This window comes from Aeromicrobium alkaliterrae (assembly GCF_039529015.1).
Lineage (GTDB): Bacteria > Actinomycetota > Actinomycetes > Propionibacteriales > Nocardioidaceae > Aeromicrobium > Aeromicrobium alkaliterrae.
Genome location: NZ_BAAAME010000001.1, coordinates 113,868 through 138,663, shown reverse-complemented (window position 1 = coordinate 138,663; position 24,796 = coordinate 113,868). Strand labels below are relative to the sequence as shown.

The 24,796-nt window shown below is 71.7% G+C and carries 24 protein-coding genes; 5 read left to right on the top strand and 19 right to left on the bottom strand.

Translation table 11 applies throughout. The features are described 5' to 3' along the window. Positions 1–13: 13 nt before the first annotated feature. The 9 genes from ABD127_RS00715 to ABD127_RS00675 all read right to left on the bottom strand — a co-directional run bounded on the left by ABD127_RS00715 (position 14) and on the right by ABD127_RS00675 (position 8,462). A complete protein-coding gene (locus ABD127_RS00715) occupies positions 14–1,075 on the bottom strand; it encodes an NAD(P)-dependent alcohol dehydrogenase (protein ID WP_344196659.1) in 1,062 nt (353 codons plus the stop codon). Next, entirely contained in the window at positions 1,072–1,824 is a 753-nt protein-coding gene (locus ABD127_RS00710) for an SDR family NAD(P)-dependent oxidoreductase (protein ID WP_344196657.1), read from the bottom strand. The genes ABD127_RS00715 and ABD127_RS00710 overlap by 4 nt, the downstream gene beginning before the upstream one ends. 7 nt (positions 1,825–1,831) lie before the next feature. Beyond that, positions 1,832–2,587, bottom strand: coding sequence for an SDR family NAD(P)-dependent oxidoreductase (locus ABD127_RS00705; protein WP_344196655.1), 756 nt, complete (start codon positions 2,585–2,587; stop codon positions 1,832–1,834). Further along, positions 2,584–3,795, bottom strand: coding sequence for an acyl-CoA dehydrogenase family protein (locus ABD127_RS00700; protein WP_344196653.1), 1,212 nt, complete (start codon positions 3,793–3,795; stop codon positions 2,584–2,586). The genes ABD127_RS00705 and ABD127_RS00700 overlap by 4 nt, the downstream gene beginning before the upstream one ends. A 23-nt stretch (positions 3,796–3,818) precedes the next feature. Beyond that, entirely contained in the window at positions 3,819–4,805 is a 987-nt protein-coding gene (locus ABD127_RS00695) for a phosphotransferase family protein (protein WP_344196651.1), read from the bottom strand. A 79-nt stretch (positions 4,806–4,884) separates the two neighbouring features. Beyond that, a complete protein-coding gene (locus ABD127_RS00690; protein WP_344196649.1) occupies positions 4,885–6,087 on the bottom strand; it encodes an acyl-CoA dehydrogenase family protein in 1,203 nt (400 codons plus the stop codon). 1 nt (position 6,088) lies between these two features. Beyond that, positions 6,089–7,237, bottom strand: a complete 1,149-nt coding sequence (locus tag ABD127_RS00685) for a thiolase family protein (protein WP_344196647.1) — start codon at positions 7,235–7,237, stop codon at positions 6,089–6,091. Next, on the bottom strand, positions 7,237–7,611 hold the full coding sequence (locus ABD127_RS00680; protein WP_344196645.1) for a Zn-ribbon domain-containing OB-fold protein: 375 nt from the start codon (positions 7,609–7,611) through the stop codon (positions 7,237–7,239). The genes ABD127_RS00685 and ABD127_RS00680 overlap by 1 nt, the downstream gene beginning before the upstream one ends. 65 nt (positions 7,612–7,676) lie before the next feature. Further along, positions 7,677–8,462, bottom strand: coding sequence for an enoyl-CoA hydratase/isomerase family protein (locus ABD127_RS00675; RefSeq protein ID WP_344196643.1), 786 nt, complete (start codon positions 8,460–8,462; stop codon positions 7,677–7,679). A 152-nt stretch (positions 8,463–8,614) separates the two neighbouring features. On the opposite strand from ABD127_RS00675, the gene ABD127_RS00670 reads away from it, so the two are divergent. Further along, entirely contained in the window at positions 8,615–9,949 is a 1,335-nt protein-coding gene (locus tag ABD127_RS00670) for an FAD-binding protein (RefSeq protein ID WP_344196641.1), read from the top strand. A 158-nt stretch (positions 9,950–10,107) separates the two neighbouring features. Here ABD127_RS00670 and ABD127_RS00665 read toward each other — a convergent pair whose 3' ends face one another. Further along, entirely contained in the window at positions 10,108–11,211 is a 1,104-nt protein-coding gene (locus ABD127_RS00665) for an acyl-CoA dehydrogenase family protein (RefSeq protein WP_344196638.1), read from the bottom strand. Positions 11,212–11,316: 105 nt separating this feature from the next. Between ABD127_RS00665 and ABD127_RS00660 the strand changes: the two genes are divergently transcribed. Beyond that, a complete protein-coding gene (locus ABD127_RS00660; protein WP_344196635.1) occupies positions 11,317–11,685 on the top strand; it encodes a hypothetical protein in 369 nt (122 codons plus the stop codon). Positions 11,686–11,701: 16 nt separating this feature from the next. Here the strand turns inward: ABD127_RS00660 and ABD127_RS00655 are convergent, their stop codons facing one another. From ABD127_RS00655 to ABD127_RS00625, 7 genes are all read right to left on the bottom strand, one after another. After that, positions 11,702–13,657: an oxidoreductase gene (locus ABD127_RS00655; protein ID WP_344196633.1), complete on the bottom strand. Its 1,956-nt coding sequence runs from the start codon at positions 13,655–13,657 to the stop codon at positions 11,702–11,704. Between the two features lie 22 nt (positions 13,658–13,679). Then, positions 13,680–14,720, bottom strand: coding sequence for an ABC transporter substrate-binding protein (locus ABD127_RS00650; RefSeq protein ID WP_344196630.1), 1,041 nt, complete (start codon positions 14,718–14,720; stop codon positions 13,680–13,682). Between the two features lie 10 nt (positions 14,721–14,730). Beyond that, on the bottom strand, positions 14,731–16,470 hold the full coding sequence (locus ABD127_RS00645) for an ABC transporter permease (RefSeq protein ID WP_344196628.1): 1,740 nt from the start codon (positions 16,468–16,470) through the stop codon (positions 14,731–14,733). After that, positions 16,467–17,630: an ABC transporter ATP-binding protein gene (locus ABD127_RS00640; protein WP_344196626.1), complete on the bottom strand. Its 1,164-nt coding sequence runs from the start codon at positions 17,628–17,630 to the stop codon at positions 16,467–16,469. Before ABD127_RS00640 ends, ABD127_RS00645 begins: the two co-directional genes overlap by 4 nt. Before the next feature lie 35 nt (positions 17,631–17,665). Then, positions 17,666–18,421, bottom strand: a complete 756-nt coding sequence (locus ABD127_RS00635) for an SDR family NAD(P)-dependent oxidoreductase (protein WP_344196624.1) — start codon at positions 18,419–18,421, stop codon at positions 17,666–17,668. Between the two features lie 76 nt (positions 18,422–18,497). Next, positions 18,498–19,535: an ABC transporter substrate-binding protein gene (locus tag ABD127_RS00630; protein WP_344196622.1), complete on the bottom strand. Its 1,038-nt coding sequence runs from the start codon at positions 19,533–19,535 to the stop codon at positions 18,498–18,500. A gap of 212 nt (positions 19,536–19,747) precedes the next feature. After that, positions 19,748–20,692: a 1,4-dihydroxy-2-naphthoyl-CoA synthase gene (locus ABD127_RS00625; RefSeq protein ID WP_344196620.1), complete on the bottom strand. Its 945-nt coding sequence runs from the start codon at positions 20,690–20,692 to the stop codon at positions 19,748–19,750. Positions 20,693–20,766: 74 nt separating this feature from the next. On the opposite strand from ABD127_RS00625, the gene ABD127_RS00620 reads away from it, so the two are divergent. Both ABD127_RS00620 and ABD127_RS00615 read left to right on the top strand, forming a co-directional pair. Then, positions 20,767–21,315: an SRPBCC domain-containing protein gene (locus tag ABD127_RS00620; protein WP_344196618.1), complete on the top strand. Its 549-nt coding sequence runs from the start codon at positions 20,767–20,769 to the stop codon at positions 21,313–21,315. 66 nt (positions 21,316–21,381) lie between these two features. Continuing rightward, positions 21,382–22,269 carry an SDR family oxidoreductase gene (locus tag ABD127_RS00615; protein ID WP_344196616.1) on the top strand — a complete coding sequence of 296 codons (888 nt, stop codon included), beginning with the start codon at positions 21,382–21,384 and terminating at the stop codon, positions 22,267–22,269. A 128-nt stretch (positions 22,270–22,397) separates the two neighbouring features. Here the strand turns inward: ABD127_RS00615 and ABD127_RS00610 are convergent, their stop codons facing one another. Further along, positions 22,398–23,054, bottom strand: coding sequence for an ACT domain-containing protein (locus tag ABD127_RS00610; RefSeq protein ID WP_344196614.1), 657 nt, complete (start codon positions 23,052–23,054; stop codon positions 22,398–22,400). A gap of 55 nt (positions 23,055–23,109) precedes the next feature. Here ABD127_RS00610 and ABD127_RS00605 point away from each other — a divergent pair, with 55 nt between their 5' ends. After that, on the top strand, positions 23,110–23,484 hold the full coding sequence (locus ABD127_RS00605) for a DUF3817 domain-containing protein (RefSeq protein WP_344196612.1): 375 nt from the start codon (positions 23,110–23,112) through the stop codon (positions 23,482–23,484). Here the strand turns inward: ABD127_RS00605 and ABD127_RS00600 are convergent. Next, positions 23,432–24,679 (bottom strand): NAD(P)/FAD-dependent oxidoreductase, encoded by a 1,248-nt coding sequence (locus ABD127_RS00600; RefSeq protein ID WP_344196609.1) that lies wholly within the window; start codon positions 24,677–24,679, stop codon positions 23,432–23,434. The two genes, ABD127_RS00605 and ABD127_RS00600, sit on opposite strands and share 53 nt — an antisense overlap. Between the last annotated feature and the right edge of the window lie 117 nt (positions 24,680–24,796).

Here is a 24,796-nt window from a genome sequence, read left to right as displayed (position 1 = left end):
CCTTGGTTCCTGGTCAGGCGCCGGCAGTGGCGCCGGCCGGTGTCGGCACCACGACGGCTCGGCCGCTGATCTCGCCGGCCCGCAGGCGGGCGTAGGCGTCGAGCGTGTCCGTCAGTGCGAAGGTCTGGGTGTGGGCGTGCAGCGAACCACGGCGCGCGAGGTCCACGACGGCCTGGAGGTCGCGGTGGGAGCCCCAGAACGGAGCCGCCACCGACCAGCCGTGCGGGAACCCGAGCAGCTTGCCGACCATCAGCTCCCCACCCGCGCCGCCGACCACCACCGCGTCGCCACCGTGGGCGAGCACGTCGAGAGCACCGGTCATGGTCGGGGTCGCTCCCACGAAGTCGAGCACGAGGTCGAAGCGCTGCTCCGGGTCCTGAGCCCCGGCGACCGCAGCGTCCAGGTCGGGCAGGACCGAGTCCGCCCCGAGGCTCGCCGCGAGGTCGCGCGCCTCCGTCTTGGGGTCGACCACGACCACCGTCGCGGGAGTCGGCGCGAGGAGCTGCACCGCGAAGTGGCCGAGGCCGCCCGCGCCCACCACGAGCACGCGCGACTCCGCGTCGAGGTCGGCCAGGTAGGGCGCGGTGGCGTGGAACGCCGTCAGGGCCGCGTCGGTGAGCGGAGCCGCGAGCACGGGGTCGAGGCCGTCCGCAGGGACGAGGTGCCGGGTCGCGGGGACGACCATGTACTCGGCCAGCCCCCCGTCGAACCCGAGCCCGCACCCGATCCGCGCGCCGCGCAGCAGGCAGTAGTTCTCCCGCCCCTGTCGGCAGCGGCGGCAGTCGCCGCAGCCCCACACCCCGTGGACGACGACGGGCCGCCCCTCCCAGGCCGGGTCGACGCCGGCGCCGGTCGCGACGACGGTGCCGGCGACCTCGTGCCCCAGCACGAACGGCGGCTCGAACGGCAGCCGTCCCGCGGGAGCGTCGGCGACGTGGAGGTCGGAGTGGCACATGCCCGCAGCGGTGACCTGCAGCAGCACCCCACCCGGCGGCGGCTCGGGCACGGAGAGCTCGCGCAGCACCGGTTCGGTGCCCCAGGCCTCGAGCACGACGGCCAGCATCGTGCCGCTCATCGGGCCGTCCACCCGCCGTCGACCACGAGCGCCTGGCCGGTCATGTACGACGAGGCGTCCGAGGCCAGGAACAGCAGAGGCGCGTCGACCTCGCCAGCCGTCCCGCCCCGGTTGAGCATCGTGTTGCGACGCACCCAGGTGGCCGACTTCTCGTTCGTGAACAGGCCGTCGGTCATCTCGGTGTCGAACCACCCCGGGACGAGCGCGTTGACCCGCACCCCGCGCCGGCCCCACTGCCCCGCGAGCTCGCGGGTCAGGCCCAGCGTGCCGGCCTTGGAGGCGGCGTACCCGGCTCCCCCGATCGGCGCGGTCGAGACCAGACCGATGACCGAGGCGACGTTGACGACCGAGGCGCGGTGTCCCTCCGGGAGGGACGAGACGACCGCGACGGCCAGGTGGAACCCGGCGGCGAGGTTGAGCTCGATCAGACCGTCGAACTCCTCGCTCGTCTCGGTCAGCGCGTCCGGCGGGCCGGGCCGGCCGGCGTTGTTGACCAGCACGTCGATCGGGCCCGTGGCCGAGGCCCGCTCGACGAGTCGGGCCCGAGCGTCGGCATCGGTGACGTCGCAGACGACGGGGACGACGCCGCGCACCTCGTCCGCGAGCGCCTCGAGCCGGTCGACCCGTCGGGCCGCGGCGTAGACGGTCGCGCCGGCCTCGGCCAGCGTGCGCGCGAAGCCCTCACCGAGGCCGGAGGAGGCCCCGGTGACGATCGCCGTCCGTCCGGTCAGGTCGAAGCTGTCGCGCACACTCACCTCAGTACACCGCCGTCCGGCCGCCGTCGACCGCGATCAAGGCACCGGTCGTGTAGGTCGAGCGGTCGCTCGCCAGGTGCACCACCATGCCGGTCAGCTCGTCGGGGCGACCGAGGCGGCCCGCGGGCAGGCCCCGGGTCACCAGGTGGAGGAAGTCCTCGTCCCAGTCCTCGGCCATGTCGGTCGCGAACGCGCCCGGCATGATCACGTTGACGCGCACGTGCGGCGCATACTCCTGCGCCACGGCCTGGGTCACGGCGTTGAGCCCGTTCTTGGCCCCGGCGTACATCGCCTCGGCCGGACTCGGGCGCACGGCACCGATGCTGGAGATGTTGATGATCGAGCCGGATCCGGCCTCGGCCATCCGCGCGCCCGCCACGACCATGAGGCGGAACGGGCCCTTGAGGTTGACCTCGACGGTCTTGTCGAACAGGCCCTCGGAAACCTCCATCAGCGAGGGCGCAAGCGGCGCGATGCCGGCGTTGTTGACCACGACGTCCAGGCGCCCGAAGCGCTCGTAGATCGCGTCGACCGCGCCGTCGATGTCGTCCCAGCGGCCGACGTGCAGCGCGAGCGGCATCGTCTCGGCCCCGGTCTCGGCCGTGATCGCGTCGGCGACCTCGACGCACTGCTCGAGCTTGCGGCTCGAGACGACGACCGTGGCGCCCTCGGCGGCCAGCGCGTGCGCGATGGCCCGGCCCAGTCCGCGGGTCGCGCCCGTGACCAGCGCGACCTTGCCGGTCAGCTCCTGGCTCATGCCCTCACCTCGTACTTCTTCATCTCGAGACGGGCCATCGTGCGCAGGTGGACCTCCGTGGGACCGTCGGCGATCTGCAGCGCGCGCGTGATCGCGAAGAGGCGCGCGAGCACGGTGTCGTCGCTGACACCCGCCGCGCCGTGCACCTGCACGGCGCGGTTCACGACGTCGTGCGCGACCTCCATCGCGGCGACCTTGATCGCGGCGACGTCGGAGCGGGCGGCGTGGTTGCCCTGCGTGTCCATGAGCCACGAGGCGCGCAGCGTCAGCAGGCGGATCTGGTCGATCTCCATCCGGCTGCGCGCGATCGCCTCGCGCACCACGCCGCGCTTGGCGAGCGGCTCGCCGAACGCGACGCGGGTGGCCGCGCGCTCGCACAGCAGCTGCAGCGCTCGCTCGGCGAAGCCGATCGCGCGCATCGCGTAGTGCATGCGGCCGGGGCCGAGGCGACCCTGGGCGATCGCGAATCCCCCGCCCTCCTCGCCCAGCATGTTCGTGACGGGCACGCGCACGTCCGTGAACTGCACCTCACCGTGACCGAGGCGGTCCTTGAAGCCGAACATCGGCAGGTCGCGCAGCACCTCGATGCCGGGGGCGTCGGCCGGGACCAGGATCATGCTCTGCTGCCGGTACGTGGGGCCGTCGGGGTCGGACTTGCCCATGAAGATGATGAGCTTGCAGTCCGGGTCGAGGATGCCCGAGGTGTACCACTTGCGGCCGTTGAGGACGTACTCGTCGCCGTCGCGCGTGATGGTCGAGGTGATGTTGGTGGCGTCCGAGCTCGCGACGTCGGGCTCCGTCATCGCGAAGGCCGACCGGATCTGGCAGTCGAGCAGCGGGTCCAGCCACTGCGCCTGCTGCTCGGGTGTGCCGAACATCGCCAGGATCTCCATGTTGCCGGTGTCCGGCGCGGAGCAGTTGATGGCCTCGTTGCCGATCATCGAGCGCCCGACGACCTCGGCCAGCGACGCGTACTCGAGGTTGGTCAGCCCGGCGCCACGGTCGCCGTGGGTCATGAAGAGGTTCCACAGCCCCCGCTCACGCGCGATCGCCTGCAGGTCGCGCATGACCTGCGGCTGCTCGTGCGGGTTCTCGTTCGCGGCGATCTGGGCGTCGTAGACGGCCTCGGCCGGGTAGACGTGCTCGTCCATGAAGGCCTCGAGCTCGATCCGCAGCTTCTCGGTGCGGGGCGACAGGGCGAAGTCCATGTCTCTCCTTCGTCGGGCGGGGCTCAGCCGAGCCGCGCGAGTCCTGAGGTGATCAGGCGGATGATGGTCTCGGGCAGGCGTTCCTGGTCCGGGTCCTCGTGGCGTCCCTCACGGTGCCGACGCAGGTTGTGGCCCATGATCGCGGCCATCTTGTAGCGGCCCAGCGCGTTGAACCAGGCCATCTCCACAGGCAGGGGTCCACCCGCCGCGTACAGCGCGAGCAGCTCGTCCTCGGTCGGCAGACCGGGCACCTCGCGGCCCACACCGGGGAAGTTCGCGCCGTCGGCGAAGACCAGGAACCAGCCGAGCTCGACCCGTGGGTCGCCGATGCTCCAGATCTCCCAGTCGATGACCGCGAGCGGGTCGACGCCGTCGGACATGATGTTGCCGAGCCGGTAGTCACCGTGCACGAGCGTCGGCTCCGACGCGTCCGGCACCGACGCCTCGAGCGCCGAGCGCAGGTCCTCCGCGCCGGGCACGAGCTCGGGCGGAACCGCCCCCATCGTGCGCGACCAGCGGGCGAGCTCCTCGGCGGGCGAGAGCGTCTCGGCGCCGGCGGGCAGGGCGTCGACCGGCACGGCGTGCAGGCGGGGCAGGATCTCGGCGGCGCGACGCATGCGGGCCGCGGCCAGGTCGGGATCGACCTCCGGGTCGTCCAGGACCGGCTCCAGCGACTCGCCCTTCACGAACTCGACGGCGAACCACGCGGGCTCCACCTCGTCGACCGCGACCACGGCGGGCACGGGGACGTCCGTGCCGGCGAGCGCCGCCATGATGCGGGCCTGCTTGAGCATGTCGTGGCGGCCGACCGAGCGCTGTCCGCGCGGCACGGCCTTGACCACGACCTCGCGGTCGTCGACGGCGACGCGGTACGTCAGACCCGAGTGGCCGCCCGGGAGCACGACGAGCTCGCCCACGCGGGTCTGTTCGCCGAGCGCGGCGCGCAGGCCCGCAGCGACGCGCGGCCCGAGCTCCGCCTCGTACGGGAGGTCGTCGGTCGCATCACTCATGCCGCCGCCACCTCAAGGAAGAACACGGTAGGTCGACGGCGGCACGAGACGACCCTCGTCGTTCGCTCGCTGCGCTCACTCATGCCCTGGGCTCCCGCGGAAGGCCGAGGACCCGCTCGGCGACGATGTTGTGCTGGATCTCGTCGGTGCCGCCGGCGATGCGGTAGCCGGGTGCGCCGAGGACGTGCTCGGTCCAGGCCCAGGTGCCCCAGCCGCCGGTGCGGGTCGTGAGGGTCGGGCCGAGGAGCTCGCGAGCGACCTCGGACGTGCGGGCCATCGTGTCGGTCGCGAGCAGCTTGCCCAGCGAGGCCTCCGGACCGGGGTCCTCCCCGGCGACGACGGCCGCGGCGACGCGCATGCCCGTGAGGCGCTGCACGTAGCTGCGCGTCACGAGGTCCGCGACGCGGTCCCGCTCGAGCTCGCCGAGCGGGCGGCCCAGGTTGCGGGCCAGCTCCACAGCGTGGTCGGCGTTCTCCAGGCCGAGGTTGCCCGAGTCGAGCCGCTCCGAGGCGAGCACCGTGAGCGCGACCTTCCAACCGGCCCCCTCCGGCCCGAGACGGTAGGCGTCGTCCAGGACCACGCCGTCGAGGTACACCTCGTTGAACGAGCTGCCGCCGGTCATCTGGCGGATCGGTCGCACCGTGACGCCCTCGGCGCCCATCGGCACGAGGAAGACCGTGAGTCCCGCGTGCTTGACCGAGCCCGGCTCGGTCCGGGTCACGGCCACGCCGAGATCGGCGATGCGGGCGCCCGAGGTCCAGACCTTGTGCCCGTCGAGCACCCACCGGCCGTCCTCACGGCGAGTCGCCTTGGTCCGCACGGCAGCCAGGTCGGAGCCGGCCTCGGTCTCGGAGAAGAGCTGGCAGGCGATCAGGTCGGTCCGCAGCATCGCGCGGACGTACTGGTCCTTCTGCTCCGGCGTGCCCCACTGAGCGACCGTCGGGGCGATGAGCTGCTGCGTGACCGGGAACATCTCGGTGCGGCGCGGGACGTCGAACTCGGCCTCGACCCGGCGGAACGCCAGGAGGTGGGCCGTCGGCAGGCCGCGGCCGCCGTGCTCGGCCGGCCACGTGATCGGGCCGAAGCCGGCGTCGAACTTGGCCTGCTCGTAGGCGCGGATGCGGTCCGTCTCGGCGCGTTCCTCGTCTTCGGTCCAGTTCTCGAAGACCGCCACGGAGTCGTCGCCCTCGCCCCAGACCGTCTCGGTGCGGGGCTTCGCCACGGTCGCGAGCCAGGCGCGCGCCTCGGTCACGAAGTCGTCCAGCGACAGCACTCCCGTCATCTCAGACCCCCAGGACGGTGCAGGCGCTGATGCCGGGCGCACCGTAGACGTGGGTGAAGCCGAGGCGCGGGCCGCCCGGGACCTGCCGGTCCCCGGCCTCGCCGCGGAGCTGCGTCACGACCTCGTGGACCTGGCGCAGGCCGGACGCGCCGATGGGCTCGCCGTTGGCGATGCACCCGCCGTCGGTGTTGACCGGGAGGCGGCCACCGATCTCGGTCTCGCCCGCGGCGATGAGCTCCTCCTGGGCACCGTGCTCGACGAACCCGCACTCGGCGAGGTGCATGACCTCGGCGCCGCTCTCGGTGTCCTGCAGCTGGGCGACGTCGATCTCGTCGGGGCGCACCCCGGCCGTGGCGAAGGCCGCTGCAGCGGCGTCGGCACTCACGCTCGACGGCACGCCCGTGCCCTGGATCGCCGGGGCGAAGACCTCGAACGAGCCGAAGCGACGCGTGCGCGCGGCGACGGAGAGCAGCCGCACCGGGCGGCGACCTGCTTCACGAGCCACGGCCTCGCTCGCGACGATGACGGCTGCGCCGCCCTCGCCGGGCGAGCAGAACATGAAGCGCGTGAGCGGGTCGTTGACCATGTCGGCCGCGAGGATCGTGTCCTCGTCGATCGCCTCGCGGCGCCAGGCGTTGGGGTTCAGCACGCCGTTGCGGTAGGCCTTGGCGGCCACGCGGGCGAGCGTGCGGTCGGTGATGCCGTGCTCGCGCATGTAGCGCGCGATCTTGATGCCGAAGAACTGAGTGGTGACCATGAGGCCCGCCTCGCCGAAGCCGGCGTCCAGGCCCCAGTCCTCCGGGCGCGGGTCGAAGGCACCGCGCGGGTGCTTGTCGAAGCCGACCGCGAGGGCGACCTCGGCCTGCCCGGAGCGGATCGCGTTGATCGCGGAGACCAGGGCGCTGCCGCCGGTCGCGCAGCCGTTCTTGACGTTGGTGAAGGGGATGCCCGTCAGACCGAGGTCGGCGACGAGCGTGTCGGCCAGGCCGGCACCGTCGCTGCCGCCGAAGGCGACCTGCACGTCCTCCCAGGCCAGCCGGGCGTCGGCGAGCGCGGTGCGGATCGCCGTGAGGGCCATGTCGCGTCCGGTGATTCCGGGCTGGCGGCCGAACGGGGACAGACCGGCCCCGATGATCGAGACGTCGGACATCAGGACTCCTGGGGGACGACGCGGACGAACCGCGGCACGGGTCGGCTCGCGACGAGCTCGACCTCGGCGTGGTCCTCGAGGTTGATCGGGTCGTCGCAGTCGAGGACCGCCTCGACCTTGACGCCCTCGGGCAGCTCGACGTAGCCGACCGCGAACGGGACGAACCCGTCCGCGGGCGGCACGTACGGCGGCGACTTGGGGGCGAAGCGCTGGACCGTGAAGCCCCAGACCGTGCCGCGGCGGCCGAGGTCGATGGTCGTCATCGCCTCGGCGCCGCAGCGCTGGCAGCCGCGGGCCACCGGGTACGCCACGTTCTCGCAGCTCGTGCAGCGACTCCCCTGCAGCAGGGGGGTCTGCGTAGGCACCTCGGTCACGTCGGGCTCCTCGTCCGGTCGGCGGCTCAGGTCAGCGCCGGTCGTTGGCGCTGGGTGGGGGTCGCTCAGCGACCGACCCACTTGGGCTCACGCTTCTCGAGGAACGCCTGGACGCCCTCCTTGCCGTCCTCGGACTGCAGCGCGTTGCCGACCGCGAGGTGCTCCATGACCATGAGCGAGCGGACGTCGGCGTCGAGACCCTGGTTGATGGCCATCTTGGTGAGGCGCATCATGTACGGGCTCTTGTCGATCAGCGGCGCGATGAAGTCGGCGACGGCCTGGTCGAGCTGGTCGGCCGGGGCCGACTCGTTGATGAGGTCGAAGTCCTTGGCCTCCTGGCCGGACAGCAGCTTGCCGGTGAGCATGAGCTCCTTGGTCTTGCGCAGACCGATCATGCGGGGCAGGCGGTAGATCGGGCCGGCGCCACCGAAGAGCGCGCGACGGATGTGAAAGTCGCCGATCTTGGCGTCGTCGGACGCGATCGCGAAGTCGCACGAGATCATCAGCTCGAAGCCGCCGGCGGTGACGTAGCCCTCGAGCACGGCGACCGACGGGGTCTTCATCGAGTACAGGCGGTCGCAGACCTCGGCCGACAGGACGGCGACGTCCATCGCGGTGGTCGTGCCGATGAAGTCCGAGAGCAGCTCGTCGAGGTCGAAGCCCGAGCAGAACTGGTTCTCGACGCCACGCAGGACCAGGACCTTGAGGTTGGGGTCCTCGTCGACCTCCTTGATGATCTCGTCCAGGCGGTGCAGCAGCTCGACCGTGACGGAGTTCATCTTGTGCGGGCGGTTGAGCCACACACGGGCGACGTCGCCGTCCTTCTCGAGGAGTACGTGATCGGAGACCATGGTGTGGTCCTTTCGCAGAAGCATGAGTTGAACTGGATTCAGTTCAGTATGCGGAGGACGTGTGCCCGTGTCAACCATTGAACTGAAGTGAGTTTAGTTTAGACTCGCTGAGACCCACATCACAACCCCGATGCCTTTCGAATGAGGACCTCATGACCGACACCCGCACCCCTCGCCCCCGCCTGCTCGTCATCGGCGGCGGACAGGCCGGCCTGACGGCCGCTGCGCGGGCGGCGGTCGGCGGCGCCGAGGTCACGGTCCTCGAGGTCAGCCGCGAGCCCGGCGGCTCGGCGCGATTCGCCGGCTACATCTGGACCGCCCCGACCCGCGAGGTGATGGCGACGGAGAACCCCGACGGCGATCCCGTCCTGCGCGACGCCCTGGTCGACGGGTTCGCCGATGCGGTGGAGTGGATCCGCAGCACCGGTGTCGAGGTCGGCGACGCGCAGCGCATCCTGCCGTTCGGCCGGGGCCACCAGTTCGACACGAACCACTACCTCGACACGTGTCGCGCCCTCGTCGTGCAGCACGGCGGAACGGTCCTGCTCGAGACGCAGACCGAGGAGCTCCTCCTCGAGGAGGGCGTCGTCGTCGGGGCGCGCGTGCGCACGGGTGGGGGCGAGTCGCGCGAGATTCGTGCCGACCACACGCTCCTGGCGACCGGCGGCTTCCAGGGCGACCCCGAGCTGCGCGAGGAGCTGATCGGGCCGCTCGTCGGAACGCTGCCCCTGCGGTCCAACCCGCACAGCCAGGGCGCAGGGCTGCGCCTCGCTCGTGCCGTCGGTGCGGCCGTCGGCGCCGAGGGCGCTGGCTTCTACGGTCACCTGATCCCCAGCGGCGTGCCGTTCGCCGACTCCTCCGACTTCGTCGAGCTGTCGCTGTACTACAGCGAGCACGCGCTGCTCTTCAACCTGCACGGCGAGCGCTTCGTCGACGAGACCCTTGGCGACCACCTCACGACCCTCGCGCTGGCCGAGCAGCCGGAGGCCCGCGGCCTGCTGATCGCCGACGCCCGCGTGCACCGCGACTGGATCGTGCCGGCGTACGTCGAGGGTGCGATCGGGGCCGACAAGTTCGCGATCGCGAGCCGGCGCGGCGGCCGCGTGGGCCTGGCGGAGTCGCTCGAGGAGCTCGAGTACCTGCCGGAGGAGTGGGGCTACGACGGCGCCACGATCCGGCGCGCGGTCGAGGAGTTCAACGCCGCCACCGTGACGGACGAGGGCGCGACCCCCGGACGCCGCCTCGATCCGGCGCCACTGCTGGATCCGCCGTACTACGTCATCGAGACGATCCCGGCGATCACGTTCCCCTTCACGGGCGTGCGCATCGACGCCCAGGCGCGGGTGCTCGACGAGGGCGGCGCCCCGATCGCCGGCCTCCTGGCGGCCGGCTCCGACACCGGCGGGCTGTGGAACCGCGCCTACGCCGGCGGCCTCGCCTCCGCGACCGTCTTCGGTCTCGCCGCCGCCCGCACGTCGCTCACCTGACCGCCGGGCGGTGAGCTAGGGACCTGTCCCCCGCCCGAGCGGTGAGTGAGGGACGTGTCCCAGGCCCGAGGGGTGAGTGAGGGACGTGTCGAGCTGCTCGACACGTCCCTCACTCACCGCCCACCGGCCCGACAGGTCCCTAGCTCACCGCCCGCGGGTCAGAGGCCGACGAGGTCGGCGATGCGTCGGCGGTGGGCGGCGGCGGAGCCGAACAGGCCCTCGTCGCCCAGCGCGCGCTTCACGTACAGGTGCGCGGGGTGCTCCCACGTGAACCCGATGCCGCCGTGCAGCTGCACGGCCTCGTGCACGGTGCGGACGACGGCGTCGGTCGCGACGGACGCGGCCACGGCGGCAGCCAGCTCGTCGGCCGGATCGGCGTCGTGCAGGGCAGCGGCGTAGGCGACGGCCGAGCGGGACCGCTCGAGGTCCACCAGCACGTCGGCCAGGCGGTGCTTGACCGCCTGGAACGACCCGATCTTCCGACCGAACTGCTCGCGCGTCGACACGTACGCGACGGTGTCGTCGAGCAGCCGGGCCATCATGCCGACGTGCTCGGCGGCCACGCCGACGGCGGCAGCGCGTCGCAGGCGCGACCAGGCCGCAGCCGCGCCGCTCACGCCGACCAGCGCCGTCACGGCGGCACCCGTCAGCACCAGGTCGGCCTGGCGACGCGTCTCGTCGAGCACCTCGAGCGCCCGCACCTCGACGCCGTCGCCGGCCGTGTCGAGCAGCCAGAGGCCGCGGTCGTCCCCCAGCACGACGAGGTGGGCCGTGGCTCCGGCGAGGACGCGGTGGAGCACGCCGGAGGCGCGACCATCCACGACCTCGAGCCCCTCGACCGCCAGCGCGAGCGTGCCGACGAGCTCGCCCGCCATCACGCCACGCAGCTCACCGGCGATCGCGTCCGGGTCGTCTGCCGCGCCGAGCGCCGCGGCCGCGAGCACCGACGACGCGAGCAGCGGCTCGGGCCGCAGCACCGCACCGGCCTCCTCCAGCACCACCGCGACGTCGGCGAGCGCGAACCCGGCACCGCCGAGCGTCTCCGGCACCACCATCGAGCTCACCTCGAGCTCGCGGTGCAGGCGCGTCCAGAGGTCCGTCGAGTAGCCGAGGTCGCCGTCGAGCACCCCCCGCACCCCCTCGGTCCCGCCCGCGCGCTCGAGCAGCGAGCGGACGATCGCGCGCAGCTCCTCGTGCTCGGCGGAGGGGGCCAGCAGGGCGGGGTCGCCCGCGGGCCACGGGTCGACGACGATGGAGCTCACGGAGACACCTCTCGGGGGTGGGGCAGGACGTCCAGCATATTGAACTGACTTCAATTTAACTGCTAGTGTCGTGGGTCACAAGCCTCGATCGGAAAGAAGGACCCCGTGAGCGCCACCCCGCACCTCGACCGCTGGTTCGCCTCGATGGACTCCGACGACCCCGACGACGTCCTGAACCAGATCACCGACGACTTCGTGATGTCGGTGCAGTTCTCCAAGGGCGGCGGAGACAGCGCCGAGTTCCGCGGCGACCGCGCCGGGCTCGAGGGCTACCTGGCCCAGCGCGAGAAGGGTGCGCTGGTCCACGAGGTGCAGGTCTCCTCCACGTCCGAGGGCCACGAGCTGTGCCTGGGGCGCACGACCCGCGACGGCGAGTTCGAGGCGCAGTTCACGGCCGTCGCCCAGATCGACGAGGCGAGCGGCAAGGTCCGTCGCCTCCTGATCTGCCGCACGCCCGAGATCAGCTTCGCCTGACGGCCGCGGCGCCGCCTCAGATCTCGGCACCCAGCCGGTAGCCCTCGGCGATCGCGTGGCTGATGCGACGCGGCGCGACGCTGTCGCCCACCGCCAGGACGCGTGCGGTCGGTGACGCGACCAGGGCGACACCGTCGGGCGCCGCTCGGTGCAGCTCGTCGACCGCGACGCGGTCGCGATGCATCACCACCAGGTCCGGGGCGACCGGCTCGTCCGCCCCACCGAAGACCGGACGCAGCGTCCAACCACCCGCCTCGGACGTGAGTCGCTGTGCGACGTCGAGACGAACGCCGGCGCTTCCCAGGCGGCGAAGAAGCGGGCCCACGCTCTCGTGCGGGACCCGTGCGGCGAGCCCGGCCATCGCGGTCGTCATCCGCACGTCCCAGCCGGCAGCGGCGAGCGCCTCGGCCGCGCTGTAGGCGGGCCAGAAGCCGTCGGACTCGTCGTGCACCACGACCGTGCCCGGCGTCGCGGGAAGGCCGTGACCCAGCAGGACGTCGTCGACGGAGAGCACCGGCACGGCCGACGCCACGTCGACCGCTCCGGGCCGGGACCCGGTGGCCAGCACCAGCACGTCGGCGACACCGAGCACGTCGGTCAGGTCGTCGACCGCGATCTCGGCGCCGAGGTTGACGTCGACCTTGAGGCGCCTGGCCTCCCGCGAGAGGTAGTCGACCACGTCGACCAGGGTCGAGCGGTGCGGCGACCGCGCCGCGACCCGCACGGCTCCCCCGAGCTCACCAGCCCGCTCGAACAGCGTGACCCGGTGTCCGCGCTCGGCCGCGACCCGCGCCGTCTCGAGGCCTGCGGGCCCGCCGCCCACGACGTAGACCTCACGCCCCCGCGCGACCTTCGCGGCCAGACCCGGGTGGCGTCCTCGCCCGACCTCCGCGTTGACCGCGCAGTGCAGGTGGGGGTCGAAGGCCCGGCAGTCCTGGTTGACGCCGAGGCACCCCCGGACCTGCTCGACCCGGCCGTCGCGCGACTTGTTCGGAAGCTCCGGGTCCGCGATCAGGGCGCGGGCCATGCCGACGAGGTCCGCCTTGCCCGTGCGCACGACGTGGTCGGCGGTCGCGACGTCGCGGATGCGCTGCCCGACCAGCACCGGCAGCCCACTGACCTCACGCACGCGCGCGGCCGACGGCACGGCCACGGCGTCCGGGTTCGTCGCGTCCTTGACGTAGGCACCGCGCACGCCGTGCGTGATGCTCAGGTAGTCCACGTCCCCCCGGGCCGCGAGGTGCTCGGCGACCTGCAGGCACGACTCGATCCCCATGCCGCCGGGGATCTCCTCCTCGGCCGTCAGGCGCACCCCCACGAGGAAGTCGTCGCGGGTCGCCGCACGCATCGCGTCGACCACGCCGTCGAGGTAGCGCAGGCGGCCCACCAGGTCGCCGCCGTAGCGGTCGGTCCGGGTGTTGACGGTCGGCGACAGGAACTGCGCGACGAGGTAGCCGTGGGCCGCGTGCACCTCGACGCCGTCGAGCCCGGCCAGGTCGAAGTGGCGCGCCGAGCGGCCCCACCAGGCGAGCTGGGCCGTGACCTCGTCCGTGCTGGCGACGTGCGGCGGGTGGGCGTCGCGCGGCGTCCGTGAGGCGGCGGCGGCGAGGGCCGGCACGTCGTACTCGGACCCGATCGTCTCGCGCCCGAGGTGCGCCAGCTGCCCGACGAGCAGCGCTCCGTGCCGGTGCACCACCTCCGCCTTGTCGGCCATGGCCGGCACGACCTCCTCCCGGAACGCCGCGACGAGCTTGCCGCTGCGCGGCCACGACGACGGGTCCACGATCGAGGCGCCTGCCACGATCATGCCGACGCCACCGGCAGCGAGCCGGTCGAAGTGGTCGACGTCGGCGTGGGTGGGGATCCCGTCGTCGGCCATGCTCGTGCCCGCCGGGAGCGCCACGAGCCGGTTCTTCAGCTCGTGACGTCCCAGCGTGAACCCGGAGAACGCGTGGGGGAAGTGCTCGGACATGGCGGCCTCCTGGGGGAACGGCTCAGCGGTAGAGGGACTCCCAGCGCGCCTGGAACTCGGCGATGCGCTCCGGCGTCAGGCCCTCGACGTTGGGCGTCGCGATGTCCTGGGCCTGGTAGACGGCCGACTCGGTGTCGGGCAGGACGCTCGCGTACCCGGTCGAGAGCGCCTCCTGGCCGGCCGGCGTGACCATGAAGTTCGCCAGCACCTGCGCGGCGTTGGGGTGCGGCGCGGTCTGCAGGACGTGGGAGTACCAGGGCGTGCCCCAGGCCTGCTCGGGCAGCGCCCAGCCGACGGGCGCCCCGGTTGCCTGCTCGCGCACGAGCGGGTGGGTCATGGGCGTCACGGAGATCTCCCCGGACGCGAGCGCCTGCGCGATCGCGAGCGACCCCGGGTACACGCGGGGCTCGAGCTCGGCGAGCTCGTCGAGGAACTCGTCCCCGCCCGCCCAGTTCTCGTCGAGGAACAGGTACTGGTCGACGACCGCGAAGAACCCGGCGGGATCGGTGATGCCGATCTTGCCCCGGAAGCGCTCGTCCAGCAGGTCCTCGGGCGTCTCGAGACCCTCGGGAACCTGGTCCTCGTTCCAGGCGAGCACGCCCACGGCGCCGCTGGTCAGGAACATGCGGTCCTCGACGACACTGCTCGCGCGGTCGTAGGCCGGCTGGTCGAACGCCGGACCGACGACCTCGGTCGAGAACGTGCCCGACGCGGCGGCGTCGAGGGCCCACCTGGGGTCGGACAGCATGTGCACGTCGCCCTCGCCGCGACCCGTCTGCTGCTCGGTCTCGACGCGCGGCGTCATCTCGACGTCGGTGCCGCGCACGAACTCCATCGTGATCTCGGGGTACTCCGCCTCGAAGGCCGTCTTGAGCGCCGCGAGGTTCTCCGGGTGCTGCGTCGAGTAGAGGAGCACCTCGCCCTCCTCGTTCGCCGCCGCCAGGACCTCGTCCCACGTGCCGTCGACCGGGGCGGACCCGGAGGTCGACCCCGAGCCGCAGCCGGCCGCGGCCAGGAGCAGGGCCAGGGCGGCCGCACCGATCGCCGTGCGTCGTCTCGTCATCACGATCTCCTCAGAGGTTGTCGAGCACGTTGCGGCCGCCGATGATCATCGCGACGACGACGCCCAGGCCCGTCACGACCGTCATGACGATGGCCATGGCGGCGACGAGCGGGTACGACCCGTTCGCCCACAGGTCGAACAGACGGGTGCCCATCACCTGGGTCGTCGCCGATCTGACGAGCAGCGATGCCGCGAACTCGTGGGTCAGCAGGATGAACATCAGCGCGACGGCACTCAGCACCGCCGGTCGCATGAGCGGCAGGATGATGCGCAGGTTCGTGACCAGCGAGTTCGCCCCGCTGGTCGCCGAGGCCTCCGCGTACGTCTCGCCCAGCGCGAGCAGCGCCGTCATCTGCAGCCGCGTCGCGAAGGGGATCATCAGCACGATGTAGACCAGGATGATGACGGTCCGCGTGCCGTAGAGGATGAACGGCGGCTGCGTGTACGTCAGCAGGAAGCCCACGCCGAAGATGACGGCCGGGATGCCGAGCGGCAGGGCCGAGACCAGGTCGCCGACCAGTCGGATGACCGGGTACCGGCGACCCCGCACCAGCAGCGTCGCCAGCACGAAACCGATCGGCACGCAGAACGCCACCGCGATCGACGCGGTCACGAGGCTCGTGATGATCGAGTCGACGATGTCGCGGGTCTGGAACAGCGTCCGGAAGTTGTCGAACGTCAGCAGGTCCCAGCTGATCGTCGACGACCAGAACGGCGACAACGAGACGAGGATCAGGCCGATGAGCGGCAGCAGCAGCGCGACGAAGCCGTAGACCACGACGGTCGTGACGGCCCACCACGAGCGCTTCGGCGGCGACTTGAAGGCCTTGCCGCCGTGCGTCACGAAGCGCTTCTGGTCGCCCAGCAGCAGCTTCTGGCTCAGCACCACGACGAGACCGAGGATCACGAGCGGAGCGCCCGCCGCCGCGGCGGCGCCGAAGTCGGCCGGCGACTCCGAGACCCGCCGGTACATCTCGGTCGTGAGCACCTTGACCCCGGTGTTCGAGCCCAGCAGCAGCGGCCCGGTGAACTGACCGAGCCCCAGCAGCAGCGCGACGCCGCCTCCGTAGATCAGCGACGGACGCAGCAGCGGCAGCACGACCCGGAAGAACACGCCGAGCTGGGACGAGCCACTCATCTGCGCGGCCTCGAGGTGCTCGGCACTGATGGCGGACATGCCCGCGCTGACGAAGAGGTAGACGAACGACGTGAGGCCGAAGCCGGTCAGGATGATGATCCAGGTCGGCGTGTAGATGTCGATGGGGCCGGACTCCAGGTGGTCCCACCACGGCAGCTTGCGCATCGCCGCATTCAGGTAGCCAGGGCCCGGCGAGAGCAGGAAGGCCCAGCCGACCACGTTCGCGACCGCGGGCATCACGATCGGCAGGACCGGCACGACCCGCAGGAACGACCAGCGCGCGGGGAGCCGGCTCGTCGCGTAGGCCAGGATCGTGCCGAGCACCAGCGCGATGACCAGCGAGATGACCGCGAGCTGGACCGTGGTCCAGATGACGTCACCGGTGTCGGCGCGGCCGTACTGAGCCTGGTAGCCGCGGGCACCGTCCTCGAACGCGCGCGACTGCAACCGGTACAGCGGCATCACGATGAGGTAGACCAGCGCCGCGACGACCAGACCGTAGCCGAGCCGCGCCCGCCAGCCGCGGGCGGTGACCCGACCGAAGGTGCGGTCACGCAGGCTCGGGCCCGAGCCGCTCGGCTCGGTGGCGGGACGCTCGAGTGTCGTGCTCATCGGGCGTTCGCCCCCGCCGTGTCGCCGACCTGCAGCGGTGACTGGCTGTCGGCGATCGCCCAGCCGTCCTCGCCGAACACGCGGACGTCGGAGGGGCGCAGGCTCACCACGACGGGGGTCCCCTCGGGAGCCGTCGGCAGCCACGAGCCGTGCTCGCGGGTGTCGGCCTGCAGCGTCAGCTTCTCGCCGTCGACGTCGACCAGCACGTCGTGGTGACGTCCACCGAACTCGGTCGTGACGACCGTGGCGTGCAGCAGGACCGAGCCCTGCGGCACCTCCTCGGCGGCCCGGTGCAGCCGCAGGTCGGCCGCCCGCAGGCGGGCCGTGACCTTCTCGACCCCGCCGCGCTCCGGGGAGCGCGTGCCGAGGTCGATGCGGTCGCCGTTCGAGGTGCGCCAGCCGTCGGCGTGCCGGGTCAGCTCGAGCTTGTTGCCCATGCCGATGAAGGCCGCGACGTAGTCGGAGGCCGGCTCGTCGAAGACCCTCTGCGGCGTCTCGAACTGCTCGAGCTTGCCACCCTTCATGATGGCGAGCCGATCGCCGAGCGCGAACGCCTCGGACTGGTCGTGCGTCACGAACACGGCGCTGAACCCGAGCCGCTGGTGCAGCTGGTGGATCTGCGTGCGCACCTGGTCGCGCAGACGCGCGTCGAGGTTGCTGAGCGGCTCGTCGAACAGCACGAGGTCGGGCTCGGAGACCAGACCGCGGGCCACCGCGACGCGCTGCTGCTGGCCACCGCTGAGCTGTGAGGGGTACCGGTCGAGCAGGGCCCCGCAGTCGACCATCTCGGCGGCCTTCTCGACCGCCCCGGACCGCAGGGCGTCCTTCTGTCGACGCACCTTCAGGGGGTAGGCGATGTTGTCGCGCACCTTCATGTGCGGCCACAGGGCGTAGGACTGGAAGACCATGCCGATGTTGCGCTTGTGGCTCGGCACGTCGGCGTGCTTGGGCCCGCCGTACATGACCTTGTCGCCGAAGGAGATCGTGCCGCCCTCAGGCGACTCGAGGCCGGCCAGGCAGCGCAGCGTCGTGGTCTTGCCACAGCCGCTGGGGCCGAGGAGGACGACGAACTCGCCCTCCTCGATGGTCAGGTCGAGCTCGTCGACGATCGTGTTCGAGCCGAAGCGCTTGGTCAGCTGGTCGACGCGGATCTGGGACATGCGGTCACCTCGGGTAACGGGGGGAGGGAAGGTGGTCAGGAGGTCGTGGAGGCGGGTGCGAGCCGGCCGGCCGCGGTCCCGCCGTCGATCAGGAAGTCGGTGCCGGTGACGTACGCGGCATCCTGGCTGAGGAGGAAGGCGATCGAGGCGGCCACCTCGTCGGGACCGCCGCGGCGCTGCAGCGGGATCGAGCGGACGTAGGCCGTGATGTCCACCTGCTCGAAGCCCGATCCGGTCTGCGTGATCGGGGTGTCGATGCTGCCGGGGCAGACCGAGTTGACGCGGATGCCGCGAGCGGCGAGCTCCAGCGCGGCGACCCGGGAGAGCGCCCGGACGCCGAACTTCGCCGCGCCGTAGGACCCGAGGCCCTCGGTGGCCAGCACACCGCGCAGCGACGAGAGGGTCACGATCGACCCGCCGTCGTTCAGGTGCCGGGCCGCGAAGCGGAGGGCCAGGAAGGTCGACGTCAGGTTGACGTCGACCATGCGGCGGAAGTCGTCGAGCGAGGTGTCGGCGAGGTGCGACGACGCTGCCGCGCCGGCGGAGTGCACGAGGAGGTCGAACGGAGCCGACGAGGACAGCTGCTCCCAGCCGTTCTCGTCGGTGACGTCGAGACGCACGGCGGACGCACGCTCACCGAGGTCGGTCGCCACGGCGGTCGCGGACTCGAGGTCGAGGTCGCTCAGCACGACCTCGCCACCTCGACGGTGGAGGAGCCGTGCCGTCGCGGCACCGATCCCGCTGCCGGCGCCGGTGACGAGGGCCCGGCGCCCCTCGAACTGCGTGCTCATGTCGACCTCGTGTCTCGTGGACGGGTGGGGGAATCGCTGCGGGCACCCGGCACGGCCGGGCGCCCGCAGCGACGTGTCAGTTGACGAACAGCTCTTCGAACTTCGCCGTGTACTCCGCGACGTCCTCCGGTGAGAGGTCGGCCGAGTCGGCCAGCGTCACGTCGTCGGCGGTCGCAATCGCACCCTCGATGTCCGGCAGCGTCGATCCGTAGCCGGCGCTGAGGGCGGTCTGTCCGGCCTCGGTCGCCATGAAGTTGGCCAGGACCTGCGCCGCGTTCGGGTGCGCCGCCGCCGAGAGCACGTGGGTGTACCAGGGCGCGCCCCACGGCTTCGGAGCGAGCTGGAAGTCGACCGGCGCTCCGGCCGCGATGTCGTTGACCAGAGGGCTGACGATCGGTGCAGCAGCAATCTCGCCCGACGTCAGGGCCTGCGCGATGCCGAGCGCGCTCGGGTAGATGCGCGGGTTCAGGTCCGCCAGGTCGGTGAGGAAGTCCTCGCCGTAGGTGTCCTCGAGGTACCGGTACAGGTCGACGTAGACCGCGATGCCCGCCGGGTTGACGATGCCGATCTTGCCGTCGAGCTTCGGGTCCAGGACGTCGGGGACGTCCTCCAGCCCTGCCGGGTACCCGTTGGTGTTCCAGCCGAGGCCGAAGACGGCGATGCTCATCAGCGCGAACGTGTCGTCCAGGACCATGTCCTCGCTCTGGTAGTTCTCCGTCTCGAACTCCGGTCCGCGGAGCTTCTCGGAGTACGCGCCGGTCTCGATCGCGGAGTTGATCCACGCGCGGTCGGTGACCATGTGGACGTCGGCGGCACCCTGGCCGGTCTGGTTCTCGACCTCGACCTTGGGGTTGAGCTCGGCGTCCGTACCGCGCACGAACTCCATCGTGATGTCCGGGTACTCGGCCTCGAAGGCGGCCTTGAGCGCCTCGAGGTTCACCGGGTTGTGGCTCGAGTACAGCAGCACGCTGCCCTCCTCGTTCGCCGCGGCGACGACCTCGTCCCAGTCGCCGTCGACCGCCTCGTTGCTGCTGCCACCACCGCCGCCACACGCCGACAGTGCCAGCACCACGCCAGTCGCAAGCGCCCCGAGTCGCACTCTTGCCTTGACCATGCCGTACTCCTTAGTTGAACTGATCTCAGTTCAAGGTAGACGACGATTCATGTGAGGTCAATCACTTCGTCCGAGTTCTCAGGACGATCCCGGAAACGGAGGCGTGACGCTGGTGCCTCGCCCAACCCGAATTCAGTTCACGCTGTTCGGGCACGCGCAGCCGGTGCTGGCCCTCGCGGTCAACCGCGCCGGGCAGTCGCGTCAGAATCGCGTCAGTAGTACCAGGGGTAGTCGGACCAGTCGGGCTCGCGCTTCTCGAGGAACTGGTCGCGCCCCTCCTGCGCCTCGTCGGTCATGTAGGCCAGGCGCGTGGTCTCGCCCATCAGCACCTGCTGGCCCACGAGACCGTCGTCGATCATGTTGAACGAGTACTTGAGCATGCGCTGCGCGGTCGGGCTCTTGCGGTTGATGAGTCGGCCCCACTCGAGCGCGGTCGCCTCGAGCTCGGCGTGCGGCACCGCGCGGTTGACGACGCCCATCGCGACGCCGGCGGCGGCCGAGTACTCCTGGCCGAGGAAGAAGATCTCGCGCGCGAACTTCTGGCCCGCCTGGCGCGCCAGGTAGGCCGAGCCGAAGCCGCCGTCGAAGCTGCCGACATCGGCGTCGGTCTGCTTGAAGCGGGCCTGCTCCGCGCTGGCGAGCGTGAGGTCGGCGACGACGTGCAGGCTGTGTCCACCGCCCGCGGCCCAGCCGGGCACCACGCAGATGACGACCTTCGGCATGAAGCGGATCAGTCGCTGCACCTCGAGGATGTGCAGGCGGCCGAGGCGGGCCTTGTCGATCGGGCTCGGCTCCTCGGCACCCGTGTCGCTGCTCGCCGACGAGCCGTCCTCGTACTGGTAGCCGACCTTGCCGCGGATGCGCTGGTCACCACCGGTGCAGAAGGAGTGCTTGCCGTTCTTCTCGCTCGGGCCGTTGCCCGTCAGCAGGACGCAGCCGACGTCGGCCGACGTGCGGGCGTGCTCCAGGACCCGCAGCAGCTCGTCGACCGTGTGCGGCCGGAACGCGTTGAGGATGTCGGGGCGGTCGAAGGCGACGCGCACCGTGCCGTGGGCCTTCGCGCGGTGGTACGTCAGGTCGGTCAGGTCGTCGAACCCGGGCACCTCGTCCCACTGCTCGGCGTCGAAGGTGTCGGACACGAAGGGCAGCGCGCTCATGGGTCTGAACCTAGTGCTTGCCAGATCGGCGCCGGACTGCTGACCTGACCTCAGGCCACCTTCGAGGAGATCGCATGAGCGCCACCCCCACCGGATACCTGACGCGTCGCGGCGACGCCGACCACCTCGCATGGGACCGCACGTTCGACGCTCCCGCATCGCAGGTGTGGGCGGCGATCACCGTGTCGGAGCGACTCGCACCCTGGATCGGCACCTGGACCGGCGACCCCGCCGACGGCTTCGTGATGTTCTCCATGAACGCCGAGGGCGACGAGGGGTCCACGCCCATGCGCTACGACATCCCGGCATGTGACGAACCGCGTCTGCTGAAGGTCGACTGCGTCTCCGACTGGGGCACGTGGAACCTCGGCCTCGAGCTGGCCGAGGCCGACGGCGTCACGACGCTGACCATGACCCAGCTCGTCAACGACGTCGCCGCGATCGAGAACATCGGCCCCGGATGGGAGTACTACCTCGACCGGCTCGTGCTGGCCGAGACCGGCGGCGACGTCGCGGGCGCCGCGTGGGACGACTACTACCCGGCCCAGCGCGAGCACTACGTCGCCCTGGCCGACACGCTGGAGCCCGGTATCCGCGAGCGCCTCGGACCGCCGCAGGGATGACGGCCGTGACGAGGCCCATGTGACACCGGGAGTGACACGTTCACATACCGTCGGTATCTTGACGGGATGAGCACACGTTTCGCAGGCAAGGTCCTGGTCGTCACCGGAGCAGCACGAGGCATCGGCGCCGGCGTCGCCCGGGCCTACGCGGCCGAGGGCGGCAAGGTCGCGCTGCTGGGCCTGGAGCCCGAGCTGCTGGCCGCCGTCGCCGGCGAGATCGGTGACGCCGCCGCCTGGTGGGAGGCCGACGCGCGCGACGGCGCCGCCATGACCGCTGCGATCGACGCCGCGGCGGCGCACTTCGGTCGCATCGACCACGTCCTCGCCAACGCCGGCATCGCGTCGTACGGCACCGTCCGCCAGATCGACGAGGCGTCGTTCGAGCGCGTCGTCGACATCAACATCAACGGCGTCTTCCGCACCCTGCACCCGTCGATCCCCCACCTGATCGAGACGAAGGGTCACGCCCTCGTGGTCGCGTCGCTCGCGTCGTTCGGCAACCTCGCCGGGCTCGCCTCGTACAACGCGTCGAAGGCCGGCGCCGAGTCGCTCGCGCTCGTGACCAACCAGGAGGTCGCGCACCTCGGCGTGCGCGTCGGCGTGGTGCACCCGGGCTGGATCGACACCGACATCGTGCGCGGTGCCGAGCACGACCTGCCGACCTTTCGCACGATCCGCAAGAAGCTGCCGTACCCGGCCAACTCGACGACCGACCTCGACGACTGCGTCGCGGGCATCATCCGCGGGTTCGCCAAGCGCAAGACCCGCGTCTACATCCCTCGCGGCGTGATCGTGGCCAACTGGACGAAGTCGCTCGTGAACTCCCCGTTCGGGTCGGCGATCGTGCTGCGCATCGCCAAGAAGCACGTGCCGGACCTCGAGGCCGAGGTCGCTGCGCTGGGCCGCTTCCAGCACGCGCACGTCCCCCTCACCGAGGCCAAGCCCGCCGACTGACCGCTCGCGAGTGGATTCCCGCCCCTCCGCGAGTGAGTTTCCGCCCCTCGGAGGGGCGGAAACTCACTCCTGGCAGGGCGGGAATCCACTCCTGACGGGGCGGGAATTCACTCGCGAGCGGTCGTCCGTCAGGGGAGCTGGACGCTGGAGGCGAGCGAGACCATGTGGCCGAGGCGGGCCAGCTCGGAGGCGAGGAAGTCGGGGCCGCCGTGGCGGCCGACGACGATCGTGACGCCACGGCCGTCGCGCAGACGGCCCGGCGCGGCAGCCAGGACCGTGGAGGCCCAGGCCTCGACGTCCGGGAGCGTCGACGACTCGGCCAGCTCGAGCCACTCGCCGGCCTGCGGGACGTCGCCGTTGTCGATCCGCGGCGCCGTCGGCGAGGCGCCCAGCACCTCCGGGCGCTCGTCGCCGGCACCCAGCGCGAGCGCCCAGTCGACGCGGAACGTCTCGGGCATGACCTCGACGAGCCGGGCGATCGCCCGCGACGGGTCCTCGGTGAACTCCTCGACCGCCTCGAGGTCCATGCTGAGGTTCACGCCCGCGTTGTAGCGGGAGATCCAGTGCACCCGCACGCCCTCGAGCTCGTGGCACGCGGTCACGAGCGTGTCGGGCATGACGGTCGGCGGCAGCTCGAGCAGCACGTCGTCGAGCGCCTTCCCGTCGGCGCGGTGCTCGACGATCTCGATCGCCTCGATGTCGGCACCCGCCGAGCCGAGAGCCGTCGCCAGGACGCCCAGCGAACCGGGCACGTCCGGGAGCTCGACGCGGAGCAGGAAAGCCATGTGCGCATTCTCACTCACCGCCGTTACGTGTGTGTGTCGCAGGTACCGTGACGGCGTGACTCCCGTTCAGGCCGCCACCCGTTCCACCTTCCGCTTCGTCGCCGTGGCCGAGGCCATCAGCTGGGCGGGACTGCTCGTCGCGATGTTCTTCAAGTGGGTCGTCGCCGAGGATCCCCACGCCGGCGCCGAGGGCGGGGTGCCGATCATGGGGCCCATCCACGGTGGCGTCTTCGTGCTCTTCGTGATCGTCAGCGTCTTCGCGTACTTCACCTTCCGGTGGCACTGGAAGACCCTGCTGCTGTCGCTCGCGTCCGCCGTGCCGCCGTTCGCCACGATCTGGTTCGAGCGCCGCGCCGACCGCAAGGGCCAGCTGGGCGTCAGCGCAGCGGATCGAACGCCGTCAGCAGCGGGTCCGTCCGGCCCTGCATGATCTGGTCGGCCACGAGCCGACCCGTCAGCGGACCCAGGGCGATGCCCCACATGCCGTGACCGCCCGCGACGTGCACGCCCGGCGTGCGCGTGGGACCGACGAGCGGCAGCCCGTCGGCGGTGCAGGGCCTCGAACCCACCCACTCGTCGGTGCGGGTGTCCCAGTCGACCCCGCTCAGCATCGGGCGGGCCGCGTCGACGATCGCGGTGACACGACGGGGGTCGAGCGGCGCGTCGGGCTTCCGGAACTCCATCATCCCCGCGACCCGGAACGCGTCCTCGGAGCCCGGCGCGCCCAGCGGCGTGCACGCCACGCGCTGCGTCGGGAAGTACACGGGCCCGCGCGGCTGGCTCTCGGGGCGCACCGTGAACGAGTAGCCGCGCCCCGCCTGGACGAAGGCCGTGACCCCGTGCGGCCGGGCGAGCCCGGAGATCCACGCACCGTTCGCGAGCACCACGGCGTCGGCGTGCAGGTGGTCGGTCGCGGTGCGGACGACGACTCCCCGGCCGTTCGAGGCGACGTGGTCGACCGAGTCGACCACCAGCTCCGCACCGCGTGACTCGACCGCCGCGGCCAGGGACGACACGAACCGCACCGGGTCGATGAACCGCTGGCCCGAGATGCGCAGCCCGCACGTGACGGCCTCACCCAGGGCGGGCTCCAGACCGTGCACGCCGGACTCGTCGAGCAGCTCGAAGTCGGTCGCACCGCCGAGCGTCGCGACGTTCTCGAACTCCTCGACCAGGACGGCCCGGTCCCTCTCGCTGCGGAACGCCGCCAGGAAGGGGTCGGCCTGCTTGGTGGGCTCCTCGATCGCCATCGCGTCGAACGCCTCGAGCGCACGGGCGTTCGCGACCGCGAACACCTCCATCGCAGCGCGCCACCGCCCCGGCGTGCAGTGCCGGGTGAAGTCGAGCAACCAGCGCAGCAGGCGCGGGTTCAGGGTCGGCGGCACGTACACGGGCGACGACGGCTTGAGCGTCGCGAGCGCGCCGCTGGCCAGGATCGCCGGGTCCGGGAGAGGAAGCGTCAGCGCCGGTGCCAACCAGCCCGCGTTGCCACGCGACGAGCCCGCCAGGACCCCGGTGCGGTCGACGACCGTGACCCGGGCGCCGTGCTCCTGCAGGAACCACGCGGTGGCCAGTCCGACCATGCCTGCACCGACGACCACGACGTGGTCCGACCGTTCCGTCATGAGCACCTCCCCTTCCGGCGAGGCTACTCGCGCGGGCAGCCGGACGCAGTGACGGACACGGCCCGCGAGATCGGTCCGGATGCGGATGCGGAAGGTCCGGTTAGGGTCGAAGCAGGA